Below are 19,027 nucleotides of genomic sequence, written 5' to 3'. Positions count from 1 at the left end.
GATCCTCCTCACTGTCCTATCCTTTTGATCTAAGATGAACTATACTTATTTCATTTATAACATTCTTTTTCAAATGGGAAAAGTCTATACCGACCGTTAACCATAAAAGGAGGAATTGTATGCAAGCACAGCTTGTTGCGCTTAGTGTCGGCAAGCCAGCCGAATCACTTGTACATCATGGACGACCGGTCACCTCCGGAATGATCAAGCTGGCGACCCCTGAACGGATTGCATTAGGCACATTAGGCTTTGAAGGCGACGGACAAGCCGATACGAAGCATCACGGAGGACCGGATAAAGCCGTATGTGTATATTGTCAGGAGCATTACAATTATTGGAGCAGTCGATTCAATCAAGAGCTGCCAAACGCAGCCTTTGGCGAGAATCTTACGACATCAGGCCTCTTGGAAACGAACATTCATATTGGAGACATCTTTGAGCTTGGCGAAGCGGTCGTTCAAGTCACACAGCCTAGACAGCCCTGCTTCAAGCTAGCCGCCAGATATCAGCTGCCGGAAATCCCTTTGTGGATGCAGGAAACAGGCTATACCGGCTATTACTTCAGAGTGCTGACTCCAGGAAACGTGCAAGCTGGCCAGATCATGGAGCGGGTCGAAGCTGATCCTGAGCAGCTGAGCATATCCTTTGCAAACGAAGTGATGCATCAGAAGATGCATGGCCGTGAAGGGCTGGAGAGGCTCGGCAGCCATCCTGCACTGTCTGACAGCTGGAGGGATTCCTTAACCAAGCGTCTAGCTCAACTAGGATAAATAGATCGTTGACTATTTGTTCAACCTGTTTGTTTTTGAAAAAAGCCTTCACATTCACCAGCTAATCAACACCTGATTAGTTCGAGTGATTGGTGAAGGCTTTTTTATGCTCGTGAATGTCTAGAGTCTCGAAAGGGGCTGTCCGCACACAAGGCTCCAATCCTTTACGACGCTTTCGTTCTCGACGTACGGTACATGAGGAACACCAAGTATGGCGTTCCGATCAGTGCTGCTACGATGCCGGCAGGCAGCTCATTCGGAATCATAATAACCCTTCCGATCCAATCTGATATGGCAAGCAGCAGGCCTCCGAGCAAACAGGAGATGACGAAGGCTTTGCGATGCTCATGACCGACCAGCATCCGTGCCGCATGTGGCGCAAGAAGGCCAATAAAGCCAACGACGCCAACGCAGGCAGCGGCAACGGATGATAGGATAACGGCTAGGACCGCGACGATTAAGCGCGTGCGGCGAACCGACAAGCCCACACCGCTGGCGACTTCATCGCCGAAGGAAAGCAGGTCGGCCTTGCGCCCAAGCCACCATGCGATTGGGAGCAGCAGCACGATCGTGATCAGAAGCTGTCTGACTTCTGTCCACTCTCGGCCATATATGCTGCCTGCCATCCAGGCAAGGGCTGGCGCAGCAGCGAGATCGGCTTTAACGATCAAGATGTTGATAACGGCCGAGCCTGCTGCAGATACCGCGATCCCTACTAGAGTCAGCGTAGTTGGCTGCAATCCGCTGCGCCAGGATACAGCATATACGATGGCGGCAGCGAGGAGCCCGCCTGCCATTGCGCCTGCAGGCACCCATGCAACAGGCAGCGATGGAAATGCGATCAGAAGCAGCAGCGCCCCTGCCCCGGCACCGCTCGTGACCCCTACAATTTGAGGGTCGCCAAGCGGATTGCGGATCGCGCTTTGCAAGAGGCTGCCGCTGGCAGCGATTGCGATCCCTGCAAAGCCTGCCGTCAATAATCTCGGCAGGCGGAAATCAAACAGGATCTGCTGATTGAGCTCGTTGCCTCCACCTGTAATGACAGCAAAAAGATCAGACAACGGGATAGGCATCGCGCCGCTGGTCAGACTTAGCACCCAAACGACAATAAGCAATAGACTAAAAATCCACACATATACGCCAAATGGAATACGTTGTTGAAGACCTCCGATCGCCATCGCGTCGCCTGCACGCTGGCCTCCTCCGCCTTTTCCGGAGGTACGTACCGCAAGCCAGATGAGCCAAGGTGCTCCGATTGCAGCCGTAATCGCCCCTGCAGGCAATTCGCCATAGGCATCTACTATCGTGCGTGAGAGAGTGTCCGCGCCTACAAGCACAGCCGCTCCCCATACGGCACACAGCGGTATGAGCCACGCATGCTTTCGAACTCCAGATAAGCGAACAAGATGCGGGGCGATTAGGCCAACGAAGCCGATCGGTCCCACAATACTGACACTTACACAAGCGATAATGATTGCGCCTAGCATGGCAAAGAGCTGGGTTCTGGCCACATTTTGACCAAGCGACTTAGCGGTTTCCTCGCTTAGTGTAAGCAGATCAAGCTGTCTTGCCATGAATAGGATGAGGAGTGTCCCGCCCAATATCCATGGCCAAGCAAATTGCACCCCGTCCCAATCATTTTGAATAAGAGATCCGGAACCCCAAAGAAACAGACCTTTGGTCGCAAACTGATTCAGCATCAGCAAGGCACTTGTTATGGAGGACAAGACGAGCGTCACGATCATCCCAGACAGTGCGATTCGAATCGGCGAAGCCTTGCGCCCGCCGCCAAGTATGAAAACCAAACCTGCTGAGAGTGTTCCTCCAAGTACAGCAATCGGAAATGCAAACTGATGCAGCATCGCAGGCCAGAAAATGGTGCTTGCCACGACGGCAAGATAGGCCCCTGCGTTGACGCCAAGGGTTGTCTCAGAAGCGAGGGGATTGCGCGTTACGGTCTGCATTAGCGCACCGGAGATAGCCAAGGCTGCACCGGACAGCAGCCCCATCACGGTTCGGGGCAATCTTACCGCTCGGATCATCTGATGATCAGGCAGATCCTGAGGATGAATGAGAGATTGAACCACGGTTTGAACCGTAATATCTGCTAACCCTTGCGTTAGACTTATAAAGGTAAGGAGAGCTAAGGCAACCACTCCGGCAATAAGCATCCATAACGGCTTCCAGCCCTTACCCTCACTCGGGTAATGGGCTGGATTGATGCTGGCGGAAGCAGAAGCACCCTCAGAAGCTAGCTTCATTTCTTCGTTAGCAAATCGGCCGTTGATTCAGCCATCATTTTTGCAGATAGCGGCCCGCCGTAAGGCCACATGTCGCCGCCAAGGGCATAGACTCTATTTTCCTTTACAAAGCTAAGCCCGTTCCATACGGGATTGTTCTTCAATTGATTCTCGATGACATTGTCGCTGTCTTGAATAATGTGCAGGAAGTTAGCATCCTGAAGAGCCGGCAATGCCTCTACATCCGCTGTTGTAAAGCCATATGGTTCAAACTTCTTCGCCTTGTATTTATTTGTAAGGCCAATATGCTCCAGAATCTTAACAGCCATGGAGTTGTCCGTAGAAATACGGAACACGACCGCATTCTGGTTGCTGTATCCCATCGCAAGCACGATAGGCGTCTTATCCATGCCCGCTGCTTGGATCTTTTCTTTGGCAGCCGCATAGGCTTTATCCAGATCTGCAAGCACGGCTTCAGCTTCTTTTTGCTTTCCAAGCGCATCAGCAATTGCAGTGAACGTATTTGTCATTTCCGTATATTGGTCAAAGGATTCATCAACTGGATATGGATCAAAGACAAGCGTTGGGGCAATCTTGCTGAATGCCTCATAGTTCTTCTCTAGATTGTTCTTGAGACCAATGATAAGATCCGGCTTCAGCGCAGCGATCGTTTCCATATTCGGTGTGCTGCGATCCCCTACGTCTACTACATCCTTGCTGATCTCTACAGGAAGGCGAACCCATTGATTCATTCCTTTAATATCAGCAATACCTACTGGCTGCAGGCCAAGTGCAAGCACATCCTCTGCATAGGTCCATTCCAGAACTACGACTCGCTTCGGTGTACCTGTTATCTTTGTCTCGCCAAGCACATGCTTAATCATGCGCACCTCTTGAGAATTGGAGTCAGATTGTGAAGCGGCTCCCGCTTCATTTGATTGGGCTTCTCCATTTGCGCTGGTTCCTTGCTGACCGCAAGCCGTTAACATGAGAAGCAATACTAGCATCACTAGCATTGTTGTTGACCGTTGAAACTTGTGCATCATCATGATTCTCCCTCTCTCATGAATCGAATCTAAGCTCATCAACCACTGATTGATAACAATTCTCATTGGTGATTGCATTTAGAATGATAATCATTTTCATTATCGTTGTCAACCATAAGTTTCCTCGTTTGTTTGTGATCTTTGTCATTCTTTTTCCAACAAAAAAAGAAGACTTTCTAAAGAAAGTCTTCCTTCTCTGTTCGTGATTTCCGACAGGGAAATGCTAAACGCTATACCTATCAAATTCACGTCTTATTGCGAATCTATCTGAGTGTTCAGCCGTTCGGATAATTCTTCATGTGCTTCTCTTAACCAAGGGTGAATAACGCGCAGCTGCTCTTTCTTCTGCCAGAGATCATCGATATATGCATATGCCGCATGCGTGATCGATCGCTCCAGTTCCATCTTAAGCTTCTGCAAGTACGGCGGTATCCCTTGCTGGTCCCATGAGATTTTGTCTGCGACAAATACAACCTGATCAAGCAAGGACGATTGCTTTTTCAATGTGGTATGACACTCTATCGCACTTAAAATAGACGTATCATGGATCTGAAACAAATCCTCTGCCATCGCGCGCGAGAGCTTCTGGTGAATAATCATCGGAAAGGTCTCTTCCTCCGGCAGCACCTCGATCCCTAAAGAGCGAGCAGCAGCATTTCGCCTTTCATTAGGAAACACTGCGCTCACATCATGAAGATAGCCTGCGATTTCTGCCTTCTCTGGATCAGCACCTACCTGTATGGCCAGTGCTCGAGCCTCCTGTCCGACACGTACGCAGTGCTCTGCCGTTTCCCCCATGCCATGAGACTGTAGGAAGCTAACAACATCCTCTCTCCAATTGCCCGTTAATCCTATAAACCGAAGCTCTTCATATGCGGTATGCATCAATGATGATTCCCCTCCCCCAAACCAAGCTCACAACCACCTGAATAATGTTCATATATACGATAAGATTCATCTAAAAGAAGCTGAATTCCTTCTTTCTCATTTCAATCCATATATATATTTATTACATGTTGTGAAAAGGTGCGTAAGCTATGCCTTATCAAAAAGTGAAACGCCAACTCATTGAGCAGCTTGAGTATGAACATGAACTTCTAAAAGAAGAGGTCAAAATGCTTCGTCGACGAATAGAGCCTTAAATCCCACTTCATCTGCTGTGTCATGACTTCCTTTCAGTTCGTTTCACTTTCTATCCGGAATGGAGCCTATTAACCGTTGTCTCCACTCCCATTACAAGCGATGATCTTCTAGAAAATTCAGGTGAAAGTGCTTTGCGGCATCGTACACCGCGAAGCTGTATCCCTCTTGTTGATAAAAGGCTATGATCTCCGGGAGAGCCTGCAGCGTTTGCGGCATCTCATGCATGAGCACGACTTCTATATCATTCTTCGTCGCTATTTTAATGTTCTCGACGATTTGCTGTGGATGATCCTTCAGATCCCAGTCTTTGGAGTCAATGGTCCAATCCCAGATTTTGATTCCAGCTTCTACGATTTGATCGCGAAGCTGCTCATCTACCAATCCCGGCGAAGAGCCAAAAGGCGGTCGCACCAAACGGGGATTTTCCCCAGTAAGATCATGGATAAGCGACAGGGTTTCTTTCATCTCCGGAATGAATTGCCCTTCTTCGTACAACTTGTTATATTGATGAGTCATGCTGTGTCCGCCGACATAATGCCCTTCACGCACCGCGCGCTTTACCTCCGAATGCCAGTCAGAGCGCTCTAGATTGCTTCCCTGCATAAAAAAGGTGGCTTTGATTCCATGCTGATCCAACATGTCTAGAAACTTCCCAGACCATTCGCTTGGACCGTCATCGAATGTTAAATAGACGACTTTTCCTTGTGGCTGCGTAACGCTGTTATTCCCTGCGTCTTGAGAGCTTTGCCCCTGTTGCTTCGCTGGCTCCGCCGCTTGATGGTTCTGCCCATCTTCCTTCCCTGTCGTCATCTCCAGCAAGTCAGTAAAAAAGAATAGACAAAAGGCGAGTATTATAATGCCCCCAAGACCAATGATCATTCGGCCGCGATTCTTCTTTCTCCCCCTTCCTTCCTTCGTATGCTGTTCAAGGCTTGTTCGTGCTTCCATATTCCATCCCCTCCTGCATAAACAGACTATTAGAGAGAGATAAAGATAACATGCAGATGAAATAAAGATTGCATGTTAAATCAACAAAGACCGGGATTCAGCCACATCATCAGATATACACAAAAAGCATAGAACCCAAAGTTCTACGCTCTCTACCTTTTTTTATGCAGATGGAAATAGAACAATACACCTTCTGGCGTATTTGTCACACCATACGGCACTCGGTGCAGCTCCAAAATCTTTCTGCATATCGCAAGCCCAAGTCCGGTTCCACCGGAAGCGCGTTGGCGGGAAGGTTCCCCACGATAGAAGCGGTCCCATAACCTCTCCAACTGTTCGACAGAAATATGGACTCCTTTATTTTCAATGCAGACTTGCACGGTATCGTTCTCATCCAGAATCGAAACGATAATCGCCTGCCGTTCCGGCGTGTACCGAATCGCATTCATGAGGAAATTGACGATCACCTGCTCGATCCGGCGCTGGTTGGCCACCACCTCGAACGGATGAAGATGAACATGCAGTTGCAATTGCTTGCTCTCGATAGCAGAAGTGAACTTCCCGCTTATTCGCTCAAGGACAGCCGCAATATCAAACGATTCCATCTCCATCTTATAGGTGCCAGACTCATATTTAGCCAAATCCAGCATATCTGTGATCAACAGATCCATTCGTCTCACTTCATCTTCCATTGCCTTAAAATAATAATCTCGCTTATGGCCGGCCACTCCATCCTTCATAATGGATAAGCAGCTTTGAATAACGCTAAGCGGCGTTTTCAATTCATGCGATACCCCAGAGATAAACTCCTTGCGAGTATGCTCGAGCTGCTTTTCTTTCTCAATGTCTTCCTCTAGCCGAGAAATATGAGCATGCAACCGCGTAGACAGCTTATTAATATTACTGGACAGATTGCCGATTTCATCTTTGGTTGTGATCAGTATTTTCTCGGAAAAGTCCATGTCGGCCATTTTTTGCGTCGTCTTGTTCATACGAAGCAGTGGTCTAGCGATGCGGCGGGAGAAATAGAACGAGACCAGCAGTACCAGCAGCAGCGTAGCAATGATGATATATACATAATAATGCTGCATCATCTCCGCGGCTTCATTTACAGGCTGCAGCGACGTCATCGCGAATAGATAGGCGGCTTTCCCGCTCTGGTCTTTGATGCGATTCACGAAGATTTTGTATTGTACATGGTTTTCTTCATAATCGATAATCGAACTCAGATTTGCCCCGCTGTCATAGTCGCCGTACAACAGATCTGCCTGAAACGCTTTGATTAGATCCAGAAATAAATGATTGGAATAACGCGATACCCCTACGCCATCCGGTATCCGAATAGCCGTAATCGTCCCCTTTTCTAGTAACGAGGGGAACTTTTCAAAATATTTCGTTGGATTGCCGAATCGAGGGACCACTCCATATTCCTTCTTCACCATCTGTAGGTTCAGCAGAGGGTTATCCACCCACAGATTGGAGATATTTCGCCCCAGCCGCTGCACCACGGGCTTATTATCTATGATTAGCGCTTCCACGACAACCCGTCTTCCCTCTTCAATCCAGGAAATCGAAAACGGATTGTCACTGCTAAAGTCCTCGACCTTCATAACCGTATACAACGGAACGGTAAGCGTGATACCGCCTACGCCAGAGCTGCCGTCCGGACGATCCAACAAAATGTCCATTTGAAAATCTTCGGTATGCTGCAGATTGCCTCTATCGTCCAGTGCCGCGATCCATGTGCCTTGTTTTTGATAGAAATCTTGTTCCAGCTTGACCATCGACTGGGCGTTTCCGGCATGCTTCAGGTAGTCTTGTTCATAGACTTCGAGAGCAGTTTTTACGAGGGCCACCTTTTGATGCACATACACTTGTTTAAAAAACAGCGTTTGTCCCACAAAAACGAGCGCAAGGATAAAAAGGCAGAGCGCAGTCGTTAACAGAAAAAGCTTGAATACGATGCTCCTCTTCATGCCTGATCCTCGAATTTGTAGCCTGATCGAACGACGGTAACAATGGACTTGGCATGTTCCCCCAGCTTGGAGCGCAGATTGCGAATATGACTGTTAACCGTTCGATCGTCCCCGACGAAATCATAGCCCCATATTTTTGTAATGAGTTGTTCTCTCGTGATGATGAATCCTTTGTTTTTCATGAGATAAGCCAATATTTCAAATTCGGTATGCGTCAAGCTGCTGGAGATTCCCTCTACCAATACGGATCGGGATGGAAAATGAACCGTAATACCGCTTCCAGTTAAGGTATCCGCTTCCTGGTCGCGGATATGCCTGCTTTCCAGCAGCCGCTTTGCGCGTGCCATTAAGATCGGCGGACTATACGGCTTTGTCACATAGTCGTCCGCGCCGAGCTCGAATCCGAGCAGCATATCGTCCTCATCTGAGCGCGCCGTCAGCATAATTATCGGAATATTCGATGCTTTACGGATGCGCTTGCACACCGACCATCCGTCCAGCTCCGGCAGCATAATGTCTAGAATAATCAAGTCCACTTCATGCTCGTTAAATAGCGACAGGGCTTGCTTCCCATCGTTCGCCTCCAAGACCGCATATCCTTCCTCTAGTAAATAATCCTTCATAATTTCCCGCAAAATATGCTCGTCTTCCACAATCAGTATTGTTCTTGACATAGGATGACCTCTCATTTTCTGGAAACAAAACCCTCGTTTTTTTGGAATGATTAACCATATTATTGCTTATCCTACCATGTTGACAGAGTGTATACAATCGCATAACAGCAGCAAACTTCTCCATCACAGGGTGATTAGTACCTTAACTAAAACACTCATTCATGTCTGAGCGTTATCATCATATGCCTTCAAAGATAGATCTCGATCAAAAATGATAATATTGAAAAAGCCTGCCCTTCTTAAAGGACAAGCTTTGATTCTCTTATACTTCTTTTCGTTGAAAATAAACGAATCCCGCCATGAAAAACAGAAGAAAACCTCCAGCAATAACATACATGATCGTTTCTAGAGGAAGGTTGAATGCACCAAAATCAGCTTCCCCGCGAGGCAGCATCGCGAGCAGCGGCTGTGCCCACGGATAGAACGGACCATAGGTAGCTGAATTGATAATGAGCATGTTCGGAATCGTGAAGACCACATTGAGCGCTAGCGGTGCGGCAAAGCTGCTCCAAGCGGTGGAAACGCCCAACTGCAAGGCTGCAAGCGGCAGGCACGCAATAAAGCCGCCTAGAAGACTCTTTCCAAGCATCAGCAAAGGCGCCTGACCAAAGCCATGGAACCAGCCTGCAAGCAGCACGGCAGCCATAAACAACAGCTGAACGATCATAATCATCGTGCATACAACGGCAAATTTGGCTGTATAAAGAATTCCTCTCGACATGGGCAGCACGAGCAGCTGCTTCCAGCCCCCGCCTGAATGCTCGAAGCGGCATACCATCGCGCTAAAGATGCCCGTTAATAGAGGCAGGAACAGCATCGCATGCAGCAAAGTCATCGTGCCGAGCAGCTGCTGCCAGGCAATAGCATCTGGTCCCTCTGGCTTCTCCACGATACCGACTAGTAGTGCGATGGCTGCACTCAACATCATTTGCGGCCATATTCTTGAACGGGACAGCTTAAGCCACTCCGCTGACCATACACGGAAAAAGGTTCTCATTCAATCCACGTCCCTTCTATTAAAATGAATAAGGCCGATAGCCACGATGAGTGTTCCAAGTATGGCGCCCGCTGCAAGGACTTGAACCTGGCCGGGGCCCATGTAGGCAAGCAGCGGCCATTTCAGCGGAACGGCATCGTTCAGCTTATAAGCAAATACGGACAAGACAGAGATGGTAAGTCCAATTGCGACCGGAACCCCTTGGTTCTTGGTCGTAAGAGACAGCCACAGCTGAAGCGCCAGCAGGGGAAGCGATGCGATAAACGGCGCGAATCCGATTCGAAGCACATCTACAATAGGCATCTCGGACAGCTCCAGCTGAAGTGCTAATCCAAGACCTGCCGTACCGATGGATAGAAGCAGACAGGATACGAGCAGAATGATCACGGCAAGCGTGAATTTGGCGCTGTAGACGGCCGTCCTGGAAATGGGAAGCGCCAGCAGCTGCTTCCACGAGCTTAGCTGGTGCTCAACATTTGCCATTAAGGAACAGATTAGCGTACAGCCAAGGAAGAGTGCGATGGGCACGAAGCTTAATATATTTTGAAGCAGGCCTCCCCAAGGATCAGCAGCATACATCTTCATCAAATAATCGTAGCGAAGGCCAAAATTCAATCCCTGCATCGCAACAAGCCCAATCGGGCCTAATGCAGCAAGGAACCAAATGCCTTTGCCACGTATTTTTAACCAGTCGCTGGACAGTGCACGCAGCATCATGATGCGCTTCCCTCCCCGACCATCTGCATAAAGATGTCCTCCAACGATTTGCGCTTTTCCTCGACACGGTAAATATCGTGCCGCTGCTCCACCAGATGACGAACGAGCTCAGCAATCTGTGCATCTGTTAACGGCCCAAGCTCAAGCAGCTGTCCTCTGATTCGACCATCTAAGCCCATATCGAGTACCCGTCCCATAGCTTCCTCCGGATCTGATACGGAAAGACGGAACCCGCTCGAGGCTTTTGATACCAGCTCTTCCATGCGTCCTTGGAACACCATCTCCCCTTCTCGAATGATTCCAACCTTCTCTGCCATTTGCTCCACCTCACTGAGGAGATGACTGGATACCAATACGGTAATCCCGAATTGTCGGGGCATATTTTTGATCAGCTCACGAATCTCCTGAATGCCAGAGGGATCAAGCCCATTCGTCGGCTCGTCTAGTATCAGCAGCTCCGGGTTGTTGAGAAGCGCTGCTGCAATGCCAAGCCGCTGCTTCATGCCGAGTGAATACCCTTTTACAGCACGCTTTGCGTCTTTTATAAGCTGCACGATCTCAAGCACCTCTGCGATACGCGATGCCGGGCCACCTGTAATTCGGCGTATCGCCTCTAGATTCTCTACAGCAGTCAAGTGTCCGTAATAGGATGGATACTCGACTAGAGAGCCCGTCCGGCTTAGAATATCCATCTTATGCTTCTGAAGTTCCTTGCCGAACAGCTTAATTGAGCCTCGCGTCGGTTGAATCAATCCGAGCAGCATCCGGATGGTTGTCGTCTTGCCAGCTCCATTCGGCCCTAGGAAGCCGTAAATATCCCCTTTTTGAATCTCAAGATTCAGATTTTTCACTGCTGCTTGTTTTTTATAGGTTTTGGTTAAATTATTCGTTTGGATCACGAATGCGGTCACTATCATCACCTCAGAACTTATCCTACCTGCCCAAGGTTAAATGAAGAGCGACCAGAAGTTTAAATTTACATTAAAAAATCATGCTTTCTGCGCAGATCCAGTAAGCTTTACCTTCGTTCCAGAATCTGAGCTTACCACTGTGTATTCAAGCTCCATTTCCTTCGTGAGCATTTCTACGACTGCAAGGCCGATTCCCGTCCCCTTGCTGTTCGAGGCGTGAGACAAGCCTGGACCGCGATCGGAGATCACAAGGCTTACTTTATGATCGCTATCCCTAATCTCAGTTTGGATGCCAATGTATTGTCCTGAACGTGCATGGCGGACGACATTTTGGAACAAATTATCGAGCACTCGTCTAAACCACAACGTGTCAACCTGCCATATCAAGGGCTCACCCTGCAGCTCGATATCTGCCTCAATCCCTTCCTTCTCCCAGATCGGATACCAGGCAGCTGCGCTTTCCTTGACCAATCGAAGCACGTCACACGCCTCCCGCTTCAGCTCTATTCTGCCGCTTGTCAGCAGGCTGTAGGAGAGAAGGTTGTCGATCAGCTCGCTTACATCGCTAATCTTCGTTTCGATGCGAGTAACCGATTCCTTCCCCTTCTCGGAAAGCGATTCTTCATGCAGGGCATGAAGATGACCGCGTATGACCGTAAGGGGTGTTCGCAGGTCGTGAGACAGGTTCGCAATCAAGGACTTTCTCAACTCTTCCTCCTCCAGCTGACGGCGACGGCCATATTCGAGCTGAGCAACCATATCGTTATAGCCCTCCTCCAGCTGGCCAATCTCATCAGGCTTCGTCATGACCACAGGTTGGGGGATTCCTGAATCCATGTCAAGTGAGGTCATCGCCTCTTTTAATCGAAGCAGGCGCTTTCGAATCCTTGCAAAGAACAGCCAGGAGATCAGAATAAACAATCCCGAAATGACGAATACAAACACGCTGTATACGGTCGTGTCGCTAGCAACGATCTGCTTAGGCCGAATATACGTCCTAGGAAGCTCCATCACCATGAAGCCTTCCCCCAGCTTCTCATCATCGCCAATATACGCAACGACAGTAAAAGGATCGCTGTTATACGAATCCTTCATGAATTGAATGGAATCAGCTGTCGTCCATCTTTCTGGCAGCTTCTCCTGCTTCGGCAGCATCAATCTTGTCTGATCGGACCCGTCTACCCAGAACATAGACATTTCCGGATATTTCTGCTTAAGCATCTGTAGTCTTTCATCTATGTGCTCGGGCTGAGCGCTCGCTAATGACTTGGCTTCCCGATGCCACATCTCCTCAAGCACGGTGCCATTCGAGTACTTTTCATTCATATTAGAGGACGGCAGCCATATGCCATCATTAATGAACCAATATAAGATCGAGGCCACCGGAAAAATAATCGGCATAAACAGCATTGCGATGCCGATGATCAGTAGATACTTGGATGTTAGGCTGTTGCGATAGCGCCTGTTGGCATGTGGTCTCATCATGCTTTCACCCGATAGCCGAGTCCCCGTACCGTCTCAATGATTTCAGGCGACGCCGGGTCGCGCTCTATTTTTTCACGCAAATATCGAATATGGACCATCAGCGTCTTGTCGCCTTCCATATATGTCTCTCCCCATACCGACTCATAGATTTGCTCCTTGGTCATCACACGCCCTTGATGCTGAAGCAGGTATTTAAAGATTTGAAATTGCTTGCCCGTGAGCATGATTTCCTCATTCTTCTCGTGGTTGACGATACGGTTCTCCTGCTCGTACACGGACAAATGCTTGATTGAGAGTACCTCTTGAGAGGCGATGCAGGCTCTTCTCAACAGCACTTCAATTCTGGCCGCCAGTTCTTCTGGATGAAAGGGCTTCGTCAAATAGTCGTCTGCAAATTCCAAGCCCTGCAGCTTGTCGTCAATAGAAGTTCTTGCTGACAGCATCAATATCGGCATCACGGGATAAGCCTTCTTCAACCGTTGGCCAACGGTAAACCCATCAAGCCCCGGAAGCATCACATCCAAGATCGCCAATTGACAGGCTGCTGCCGCTTCGATCGCATGATCACCATGCTTCAGCCATTCAAGCTCGTAGCCTTTCTCCTTTAAAAAAGAACTGACCCAATCCCCAATTTCCTGTTCATCTTCTATGTATAATAGCTTTGCGCTCACCACTTCGTTCCTCCTCATCCTTCTCATGAAGTTCGATATCGGCTCCGCGGAACACCGAATCTTGCTATCCTTTATCATAATAGCAATGTCCAAGAGATAAAAGGCAAGCTTCGCGAAGCAAGCTTTTTACTTCGAAACAATGACAAATAATGGATGTAAATTGCAATAATGAGCTAGCCTAACGGTATCAAGCGTGATACACTAGGCAGAATATCTTTTGCTCCTGCTAGGAAACTGTCGATGACTTTGGGTGATTCCTGCGTACAATCTGATTGAAAATGGTGGCATGCCTGATCAATTACCACTTCGCGAATACCCAAGTGTTAAGGATCTTTAAGGAGAAACAACAGGCACGGCAAGTAGACAAACAAATAGAAAATGAGAGGATGGATGTTCAATGAGACAAATCATTGCGATGGGCGGGGGCGGATTCTCCATGGAGCCAGACAACTTGCTGCTTGATCAATATGTGTTGACTCAAGTAGATAGCGCTTCGCCAAAAGTATGCTTTATTCCTACTGCGAGCGGAGATGCGGATTCATACATCGACCGCTTCTATACGTCCTTCCGTTCGCTCCCCTGCGAGCCAAGCCATTTATCGTTGTTTGAGCCTGCTTTTCAGGATCTCGAACCCTTTGTTCTTAGTCAGGATATTCTCTATGTAGGCGGCGGAAATACAAGAAATATGCTTGTCTTATGGCGAGAATGGGGACTTGATCGTATTCTGCGGAAAGCCTATGAGCAAGGAATTGTGCTTACCGGCTTAAGCGCAGGCTCGATATGCTGGTTCCAAGAAGGCTTAACCGATCCGCTCCATGCTCCTTTATATAAGCTGAATGCCCTTGGCTTTATCCCTGGGAGCCATTGTCCACATTATGATGGAGAAGAGATGAGAAGGCCTTCCTATCAGCGCCTTATTGGAGAAGGGAACATGCAGGCTGGCTATGGCGTCGATGACGGAGCTGCATTGCATTTTATAAACGAAGCGCTGCACTTAACCGTCAGCTCCCGCGAGCAGGCATCAGCTTACTATGTTGAGCGAACGACTGCTGGCGTGGAGGAAAGCAAGATTGCTGTTCGCTACCTAGGCGCACAATAGCAATTGCTAAAATTGTTAAATCGTCGACGATAGCACCGAAGTAGGTTCACATTGTCACAAGCTAGCAACGCCGAGGTACCAAGTCAAACTCCCTTCGGGATACTAAAGAAAATCATCGTTTTGCGGGCAAGAATAGGTGCAGTTTATCCTTGAGCGGTTCATACTCTATAAAAACAGACCTGCATCCTCCTGCACGAAGCAGGACAGATGTCAGGTCTGTTTAATTATGTTTTTTGAGGCTCCCCTTTTTTAGGAAATCTTCGACTTTTCTTTATTGATACCGAAATTAGAAAAATCATTTTATTCGAGTGGAAAAATAATATTATACTGGGTTCCTAACTGAGACTTGCTCTTAATGTCAATATCTCCACCATGGGCTATAATAATTTGCCTTGCAATCGCCATTCCTAATCCTGTTCCATCATTATTGGAAGATGCACTCGTCCCACGGTAATAACGGTCAAATAAGTGTTCAATAGTTTCCTCATCCATACCAACGCCATCATCCTCAATTAAAACACGAATTTGTCTTGGATGGGACAGGTCTTCATAAAGAATAACATTAATTTTGGTTTCAGGCGGATTATGTTTTATGCTATTAGCAACTAAATTTTCAAATGCTCGTTTTAGGTATTTCATATCCATATTAAGAAATATTTCTTCTTTATTCGTTTGAAATGAAAAACTTTTAGATTTTGATTCTGGCAAACCTTGCAATTGTTCCAAAGTATCTTTAAAAACATCCACAAGATTTTTTTGTTCAAGTTGCAGCGGAATAGCTTCATTTTTTAATTGAAAAGTTAAGTTAAAGTCTTCCATTAATTGCTCCATATACTTCACGCGTTCTTCCATGATTTTGGAAAAGTGGCGTACTTTATCTTGTTCCCAATCATATTCTTGTGAAGATAATAATACTGTATATCCCTTGATTACAGACAAAGGAGTTTTAAGATCGTGCGAGACTCCTGTCATCCATTCTTCTCTTGTCTTTTCTAATACATTTCGTTCTTCTGTATTTCTCTGAAGAGTTGATGTAAGCTCAGAAAGGGCATGCACTAATTCCTCATAAGTTTTAAATACGGCTTTGTTTCTCCTACGTTTCTTTGAATTAATGATCCAATTATGAATTGGTTCTTCATATGTTCCTTTTGAGAGATTTTCAATCCAAGATACAATAAAAAGTAAAGGACCACCTAATTGTCTTCCAAAAAACAGGGCAACTAACATTCCGAATAGAATGATAATAAGTATCCATAGATAATTTACCCAGTATAGCAAAGGGTTATTATCTTTCATTGGTTTCCCTAAAACCCAAGTAAGATCCTGATCACCAATCGTTTTATACCATGTGGAAAGCTGATAACCCTTTTTAGCAGGATACAAGTAATCTGACACTAGTTCTCCAGGAATATAATGATCTTTTATATTTTTAGGTTTATTAAAGGAAAACAGTTCGTTACCCTGTTCATCTAATACTTGCACCCACATTCTATTTTTTACTAGATCCTCTTCTATCTTCGAGCTAACTGAAAGTTTTTGATCTCCGACAAATGTATGTTCAACTATTTGGTTAATCGATATTTGTGGATTCTCAGGTTTGCTATTTCCAAGAAAAAAGCTGAATAGAACAATGCTAATCACAATGAGTAAACCCCAAATAAGCATTAACCAAAAAAGGCGTGATACGAAGTAATAGGCGATACGATTTCTTAAATTCACAATAAGCCCTCATTAGCTACTTCAAATATGTAACCTAGTCCTCGAACCGTTTTGATCCATTCAGGTTTGCTTGGATCTTCTTCTATTTTTTCACGTAAACGCCTTACATGTACCATCACTGTACTATCCCCGCCATATAACTCTCCCCATACATCCTTATAGATTTGATGTTTATTCAATATTTGATTAGGGTGTTCACAAAAATAAAGCAAAAGTTTCATTTCCTGAGTTGGACATTCTATTCTTGTACCATTAACAATAAGTTTTCCGGCATTAGGATCAAAATTAAAATATCCAAAATCGAAATGTTTTTTACGTGTATACCGTGATGGAACTTTAGTAGAACGTTTTAATTGTGCTTTTACTCGAGCAACAACCTCTAAAGGATTAAAGGGCTTTGTAATATAGTCATCTCCTCCGAAACTAAATCCCTGCAATTTATCTAAATCTGTAGTCTTAGCTGTAAGAAACAGTATAGGAACATCTGTCTCTGAACGAATTTTGTTACATAGAGTAAAGCCATCTATATCTGGTAGCATCACATCTAACAATATAATGTGAGGGTTATTTTGAGATGTTAATAAAAGGGCTTCTTCTCCAGTAGTAGCGCTTAAGACGTTTTGAAAACCTTCCTTTTCAAATACTGTTATTAATAAATCTAAAATGTGCTGATCATCATCAACCAACAGAATTTTATGATCCTCAAGTTTAAAAGTCACTTATTAGTCTCCTTCCTATTTCTATAATTATTTTACATTAAACATATTTAAAAAAAACTGGTGAGAAAAGAATTAATCTTCCGTTTAGGTTTTCAAATAAATATATAGCCTTTGATATACTATGTTGTTAATGAAATATGCAAATATTAGGAATAGTTCGTTAAGCGAATGTTTAGGGAAAGTTTCATTCTTGTTCAAAAAGTTTCGTTTACGATAGAAATGAGGTGAGGAATAAATGAGTGATCAAATATTAATGACAAATGATCTAACCAAAAAGTATAAAAAACACACGTCTGTGGATGGATTAAATCTGCGAATCGAGCGAGGACAAATTTATGGATTTCTTGGACCTAATGGGGCTGGAAAAACGACAACGATCCGGATGTTACTGGGGTTGATAAAGCCAACAAAGGGCAATATCGAAATCTTTGGCGAAGACCTCAACAAAAACCGTCTACAAATTTTACAACGGATCGGATCGTTAGTGGAGTCCCCAACGTACTATGGAAACTTAACCGGCCGTGAAAATTTAGAGGCCGTTCGTAGGCTGCGAGACCTTCCAGAAAAACGAGTGAATGAAGTATTGGAAATTGTAAGATTAACTAAAGTTGCAAACCGATTAACCAAAGAATATTCGCTTGGAATGAAGCAGCGCCTAGGGATTGCTGCTGCAATGCTTAGTAATCCAGATTTATTAATACTGGACGAACCGACTAATGGTCTAGATCCATCTGGTATCCAAGAGATTAGAGAGTTGATTAAGGAATTACCGAAGGCTGGAATGAGTGTTCTTGTATCCAGCCACTTGTTAAGCGAAATAGATCAAATGGCTACACAGGTAGGAATCATTAATAATGGAAAAATGATATTCCAAGATTCGATTGAACGCTTAAGACAAAAACGAAAACCTTTATTAAAAGTTGGGGTTAATGATGTAATAAAAGCAAATAAAATATTAAAAGAACGAGAATTAAAGGCTAATTTACAAGACAATTTCCTTTGGTTATCCCAAACAGAACCGGAACTGGTTTCAGAAATCAACTCTATTCTAGTTCATTCGGGTATATCTGTATATCGTCTTGAAGAAGTGAAAAGAACACTTGAAGATATCTTCTTAGAATTAACTGGTACAGAGGGAAGCTTATGAGAAATATATTGTGGGCAGAAAAATTAAAATTAAAACGTTCGTCGTTATTTATTATTGTTTTATTAATTCCGTTACTTATATTGGCATATGAGTTGGTAAATCTCACATATCGTTCTGGGTATGTGGAAAAACAAGCGGAGATGTTCGGTGCAGATTCGATGTGGATGTTTTTATTGTACGACAATAGTTTGTTACTTGGTCTAGGTTTCCCATTGGCCGTCACACTTGCTGCATCAATGATAGCAAATATTGAACATCAGGCAAATGGATGGAAACAAACCCTTTCAATGCCTATATCAAGAGGAAAAATTTATTTAAGCAAATTTATTTGGCTAACGATTTGTATGTTCCTTTCCATTACTATTTTTCTGATTGGTATGGTTTTTCTAGGAAAGATATTAGCATTTGAAGGGGATATTCCTTGGGGTTTATTGATAGGCGATAGTTACGGTATGTTGGTTACTGTATTACCAATTATGGCCTTTCAATATTGGTTATCCATGACCATTAAAAATCAAGCTTTCTCGATTCTTATTGGATCAGTTTCTTCTATTATGGGTCTATTTTTAGCAGCTTCTCAAGCGACGAGGTGGTTACCATTAGCCTATCCAATTCAATCATCGACCGTTATATTGCAGTATGAGGGGATCGGGCATAACCCAGATTTCACGGCATTTCTTGCTATAAATTTATTACTAGGTATAATCCTATTTTTTATCGGCTCCATGCATTTTGCCAACCGGAATGTCCAGTAAGGAGGACTTA

Annotated in this window: 17 protein-coding genes; 4 read left to right on the top strand and 13 right to left on the bottom strand. The window is 45.5% G+C overall.

Going from position 1 to position 19,027, the window contains the following annotated elements:
- Window positions 1-119: 119 nt before the first annotated feature.
- Window positions 120-770, top strand: coding sequence for an MOSC domain-containing protein (locus tag I2H74_RS19400; protein WP_195575889.1), 651 nt, complete (start codon window positions 120-122; stop codon window positions 768-770).
- Between the two features lie 164 nt (window positions 771-934).
- On the opposite strand, the gene fhuB is transcribed toward I2H74_RS19400, so the two are convergent.
- From fhuB to I2H74_RS19345, 11 genes are all read right to left on the bottom strand, one after another.
- Window positions 935-3,031, bottom strand: a complete 2,097-nt coding sequence (gene fhuB / locus I2H74_RS19395; protein ID WP_195575888.1) for a Fe(3+)-hydroxamate ABC transporter permease FhuB — start codon at window positions 3,029-3,031, stop codon at window positions 935-937.
- A complete protein-coding gene (locus tag I2H74_RS19390) occupies window positions 3,028-4,059 on the bottom strand; it encodes an ABC transporter substrate-binding protein (RefSeq protein ID WP_229106860.1) in 1,032 nt (343 codons plus the stop codon). Before I2H74_RS19390 ends, fhuB begins: the two co-directional genes overlap by 4 nt.
- A gap of 249 nt (window positions 4,060-4,308) precedes the next feature.
- A complete protein-coding gene (yqeK, locus tag I2H74_RS19385; RefSeq protein WP_195575952.1) occupies window positions 4,309-4,941 on the bottom strand; it encodes a bis(5'-nucleosyl)-tetraphosphatase (symmetrical) YqeK in 633 nt (210 codons plus the stop codon).
- Window positions 4,942-5,289: 348 nt separating this feature from the next.
- Complete coding sequence (locus I2H74_RS19380; protein ID WP_229106859.1) at window positions 5,290-6,147, bottom strand: polysaccharide deacetylase family protein; 858 nt, start codon at window positions 6,145-6,147, stop codon at window positions 5,290-5,292.
- Window positions 6,148-6,299: 152 nt separating this feature from the next.
- Window positions 6,300-8,123 (bottom strand): sensor histidine kinase, encoded by a 1,824-nt coding sequence (locus I2H74_RS19375; RefSeq protein WP_195575887.1) that lies wholly within the window; start codon window positions 8,121-8,123, stop codon window positions 6,300-6,302.
- Entirely contained in the window at window positions 8,120-8,797 is a 678-nt protein-coding gene (locus tag I2H74_RS19370) for a response regulator transcription factor (RefSeq protein WP_195575886.1), read from the bottom strand. Before I2H74_RS19370 ends, I2H74_RS19375 begins: the two co-directional genes overlap by 4 nt.
- Window positions 8,798-9,059: 262 nt before the next feature.
- Entirely contained in the window at window positions 9,060-9,794 is a 735-nt protein-coding gene (locus I2H74_RS19365) for an ABC transporter permease (RefSeq protein ID WP_195575885.1), read from the bottom strand.
- Window positions 9,795-10,511, bottom strand: coding sequence for an ABC transporter permease (locus tag I2H74_RS19360; protein ID WP_195575884.1), 717 nt, complete (start codon window positions 10,509-10,511; stop codon window positions 9,795-9,797).
- Window positions 10,508-11,428, bottom strand: coding sequence for an ABC transporter ATP-binding protein (locus tag I2H74_RS19355; RefSeq protein ID WP_229106869.1), 921 nt, complete (start codon window positions 11,426-11,428; stop codon window positions 10,508-10,510). Before I2H74_RS19355 ends, I2H74_RS19360 begins: the two co-directional genes overlap by 4 nt.
- 72 nt (window positions 11,429-11,500) lie before the next feature.
- Complete coding sequence (locus I2H74_RS19350) at window positions 11,501-12,907, bottom strand: HAMP domain-containing sensor histidine kinase (protein WP_229106858.1); 1,407 nt, start codon at window positions 12,905-12,907, stop codon at window positions 11,501-11,503.
- A complete protein-coding gene (locus tag I2H74_RS19345; protein ID WP_195575883.1) occupies window positions 12,904-13,578 on the bottom strand; it encodes a response regulator transcription factor in 675 nt (224 codons plus the stop codon). The genes I2H74_RS19350 and I2H74_RS19345 overlap by 4 nt, the downstream gene beginning before the upstream one ends.
- A gap of 397 nt (window positions 13,579-13,975) precedes the next feature.
- Between I2H74_RS19345 and I2H74_RS19340 the strand changes: the two genes are divergently transcribed.
- Complete coding sequence (locus tag I2H74_RS19340; RefSeq protein ID WP_195575882.1) at window positions 13,976-14,677, top strand: peptidase E; 702 nt, start codon at window positions 13,976-13,978, stop codon at window positions 14,675-14,677.
- 300 nt (window positions 14,678-14,977) lie between these two features.
- Here the strand turns inward: I2H74_RS19340 and I2H74_RS19335 are convergent, their stop codons facing one another.
- Complete coding sequence (locus tag I2H74_RS19335; RefSeq protein WP_195575881.1) at window positions 14,978-16,396, bottom strand: sensor histidine kinase; 1,419 nt, start codon at window positions 16,394-16,396, stop codon at window positions 14,978-14,980.
- Window positions 16,393-17,115: a response regulator transcription factor gene (locus tag I2H74_RS19330; protein WP_195575880.1), complete on the bottom strand. Its 723-nt coding sequence runs from the start codon at window positions 17,113-17,115 to the stop codon at window positions 16,393-16,395. The genes I2H74_RS19335 and I2H74_RS19330 overlap by 4 nt, the downstream gene beginning before the upstream one ends.
- Window positions 17,116-17,350: 235 nt before the next feature.
- On the opposite strand from I2H74_RS19330, the gene I2H74_RS19325 reads away from it, so the two are divergent.
- Complete coding sequence (locus I2H74_RS19325; protein WP_195575879.1) at window positions 17,351-18,262, top strand: ABC transporter ATP-binding protein; 912 nt, start codon at window positions 17,351-17,353, stop codon at window positions 18,260-18,262.
- The gene (locus tag I2H74_RS19320; protein WP_195575878.1) at window positions 18,259-19,017 is read left to right on the top strand and encodes an ABC transporter permease; all 759 of its coding nucleotides are present in this window, start codon (window positions 18,259-18,261) and stop codon (window positions 19,015-19,017) included. The genes I2H74_RS19325 and I2H74_RS19320 overlap by 4 nt, the downstream gene beginning before the upstream one ends.
- The last annotated feature ends 10 nt before the right edge of the window (window positions 19,018-19,027 follow it).

The organism is Paenibacillus sp. 1001270B_150601_E10 (assembly GCF_015558675.1).
Taxonomy (GTDB): domain Bacteria; phylum Bacillota; class Bacilli; order Paenibacillales; family Paenibacillaceae; genus Paenibacillus_B.
The sequence above is the reverse complement of the archived record's forward strand: the minus strand, read 5'-3'. Positions and strand labels throughout refer to the sequence as shown.

Coding starts and splice junctions, on each gene's coding strand:
- I2H74_RS19365 (WP_195575885.1), bottom strand. CDS start 9,794: ATGAGAACCTTTTTCCGTGTATGGTCAGCGGAGTGGCTTAAGCTGTCC.
- I2H74_RS19320 (WP_195575878.1), top strand. CDS start 18,259: ATGAGAAATATATTGTGGGCAGAAAAATTAAAATTAAAACGTTCGTCG.
- fhuB (WP_195575888.1), bottom strand. CDS start 3,031: ATGAAGCTAGCTTCTGAGGGTGCTTCTGCTTCCGCCAGCATCAATCCA.
- I2H74_RS19370 (WP_195575886.1), bottom strand. CDS start 8,797: ATGTCAAGAACAATACTGATTGTGGAAGACGAGCATATTTTGCGGGAA.
- I2H74_RS19355 (WP_229106869.1), bottom strand. CDS start 11,428: ATGATAGTGACCGCATTCGTGATCCAAACGAATAATTTAACCAAAACC.
- I2H74_RS19350 (WP_229106858.1), bottom strand. CDS start 12,907: ATGATGAGACCACATGCCAACAGGCGCTATCGCAACAGCCTAACATCC.
- I2H74_RS19390 (WP_229106860.1), bottom strand. CDS start 4,059: ATGATGATGCACAAGTTTCAACGGTCAACAACAATGCTAGTGATGCTA.
- yqeK (WP_195575952.1), bottom strand. CDS start 4,941: ATGCATACCGCATATGAAGAGCTTCGGTTTATAGGATTAACGGGCAAT.
- I2H74_RS19325 (WP_195575879.1), top strand. CDS start 17,351: ATGAGTGATCAAATATTAATGACAAATGATCTAACCAAAAAGTATAAA.
- I2H74_RS19340 (WP_195575882.1), top strand. CDS start 13,976: ATGAGACAAATCATTGCGATGGGCGGGGGCGGATTCTCCATGGAGCCA.
- I2H74_RS19360 (WP_195575884.1), bottom strand. CDS start 10,511: ATGATGCTGCGTGCACTGTCCAGCGACTGGTTAAAAATACGTGGCAAA.
- I2H74_RS19375 (WP_195575887.1), bottom strand. CDS start 8,123: ATGAAGAGGAGCATCGTATTCAAGCTTTTTCTGTTAACGACTGCGCTC.
- I2H74_RS19380 (WP_229106859.1), bottom strand. CDS start 6,147: ATGGAAGCACGAACAAGCCTTGAACAGCATACGAAGGAAGGAAGGGGG.
- I2H74_RS19400 (WP_195575889.1), top strand. CDS start 120: ATGCAAGCACAGCTTGTTGCGCTTAGTGTCGGCAAGCCAGCCGAATCA.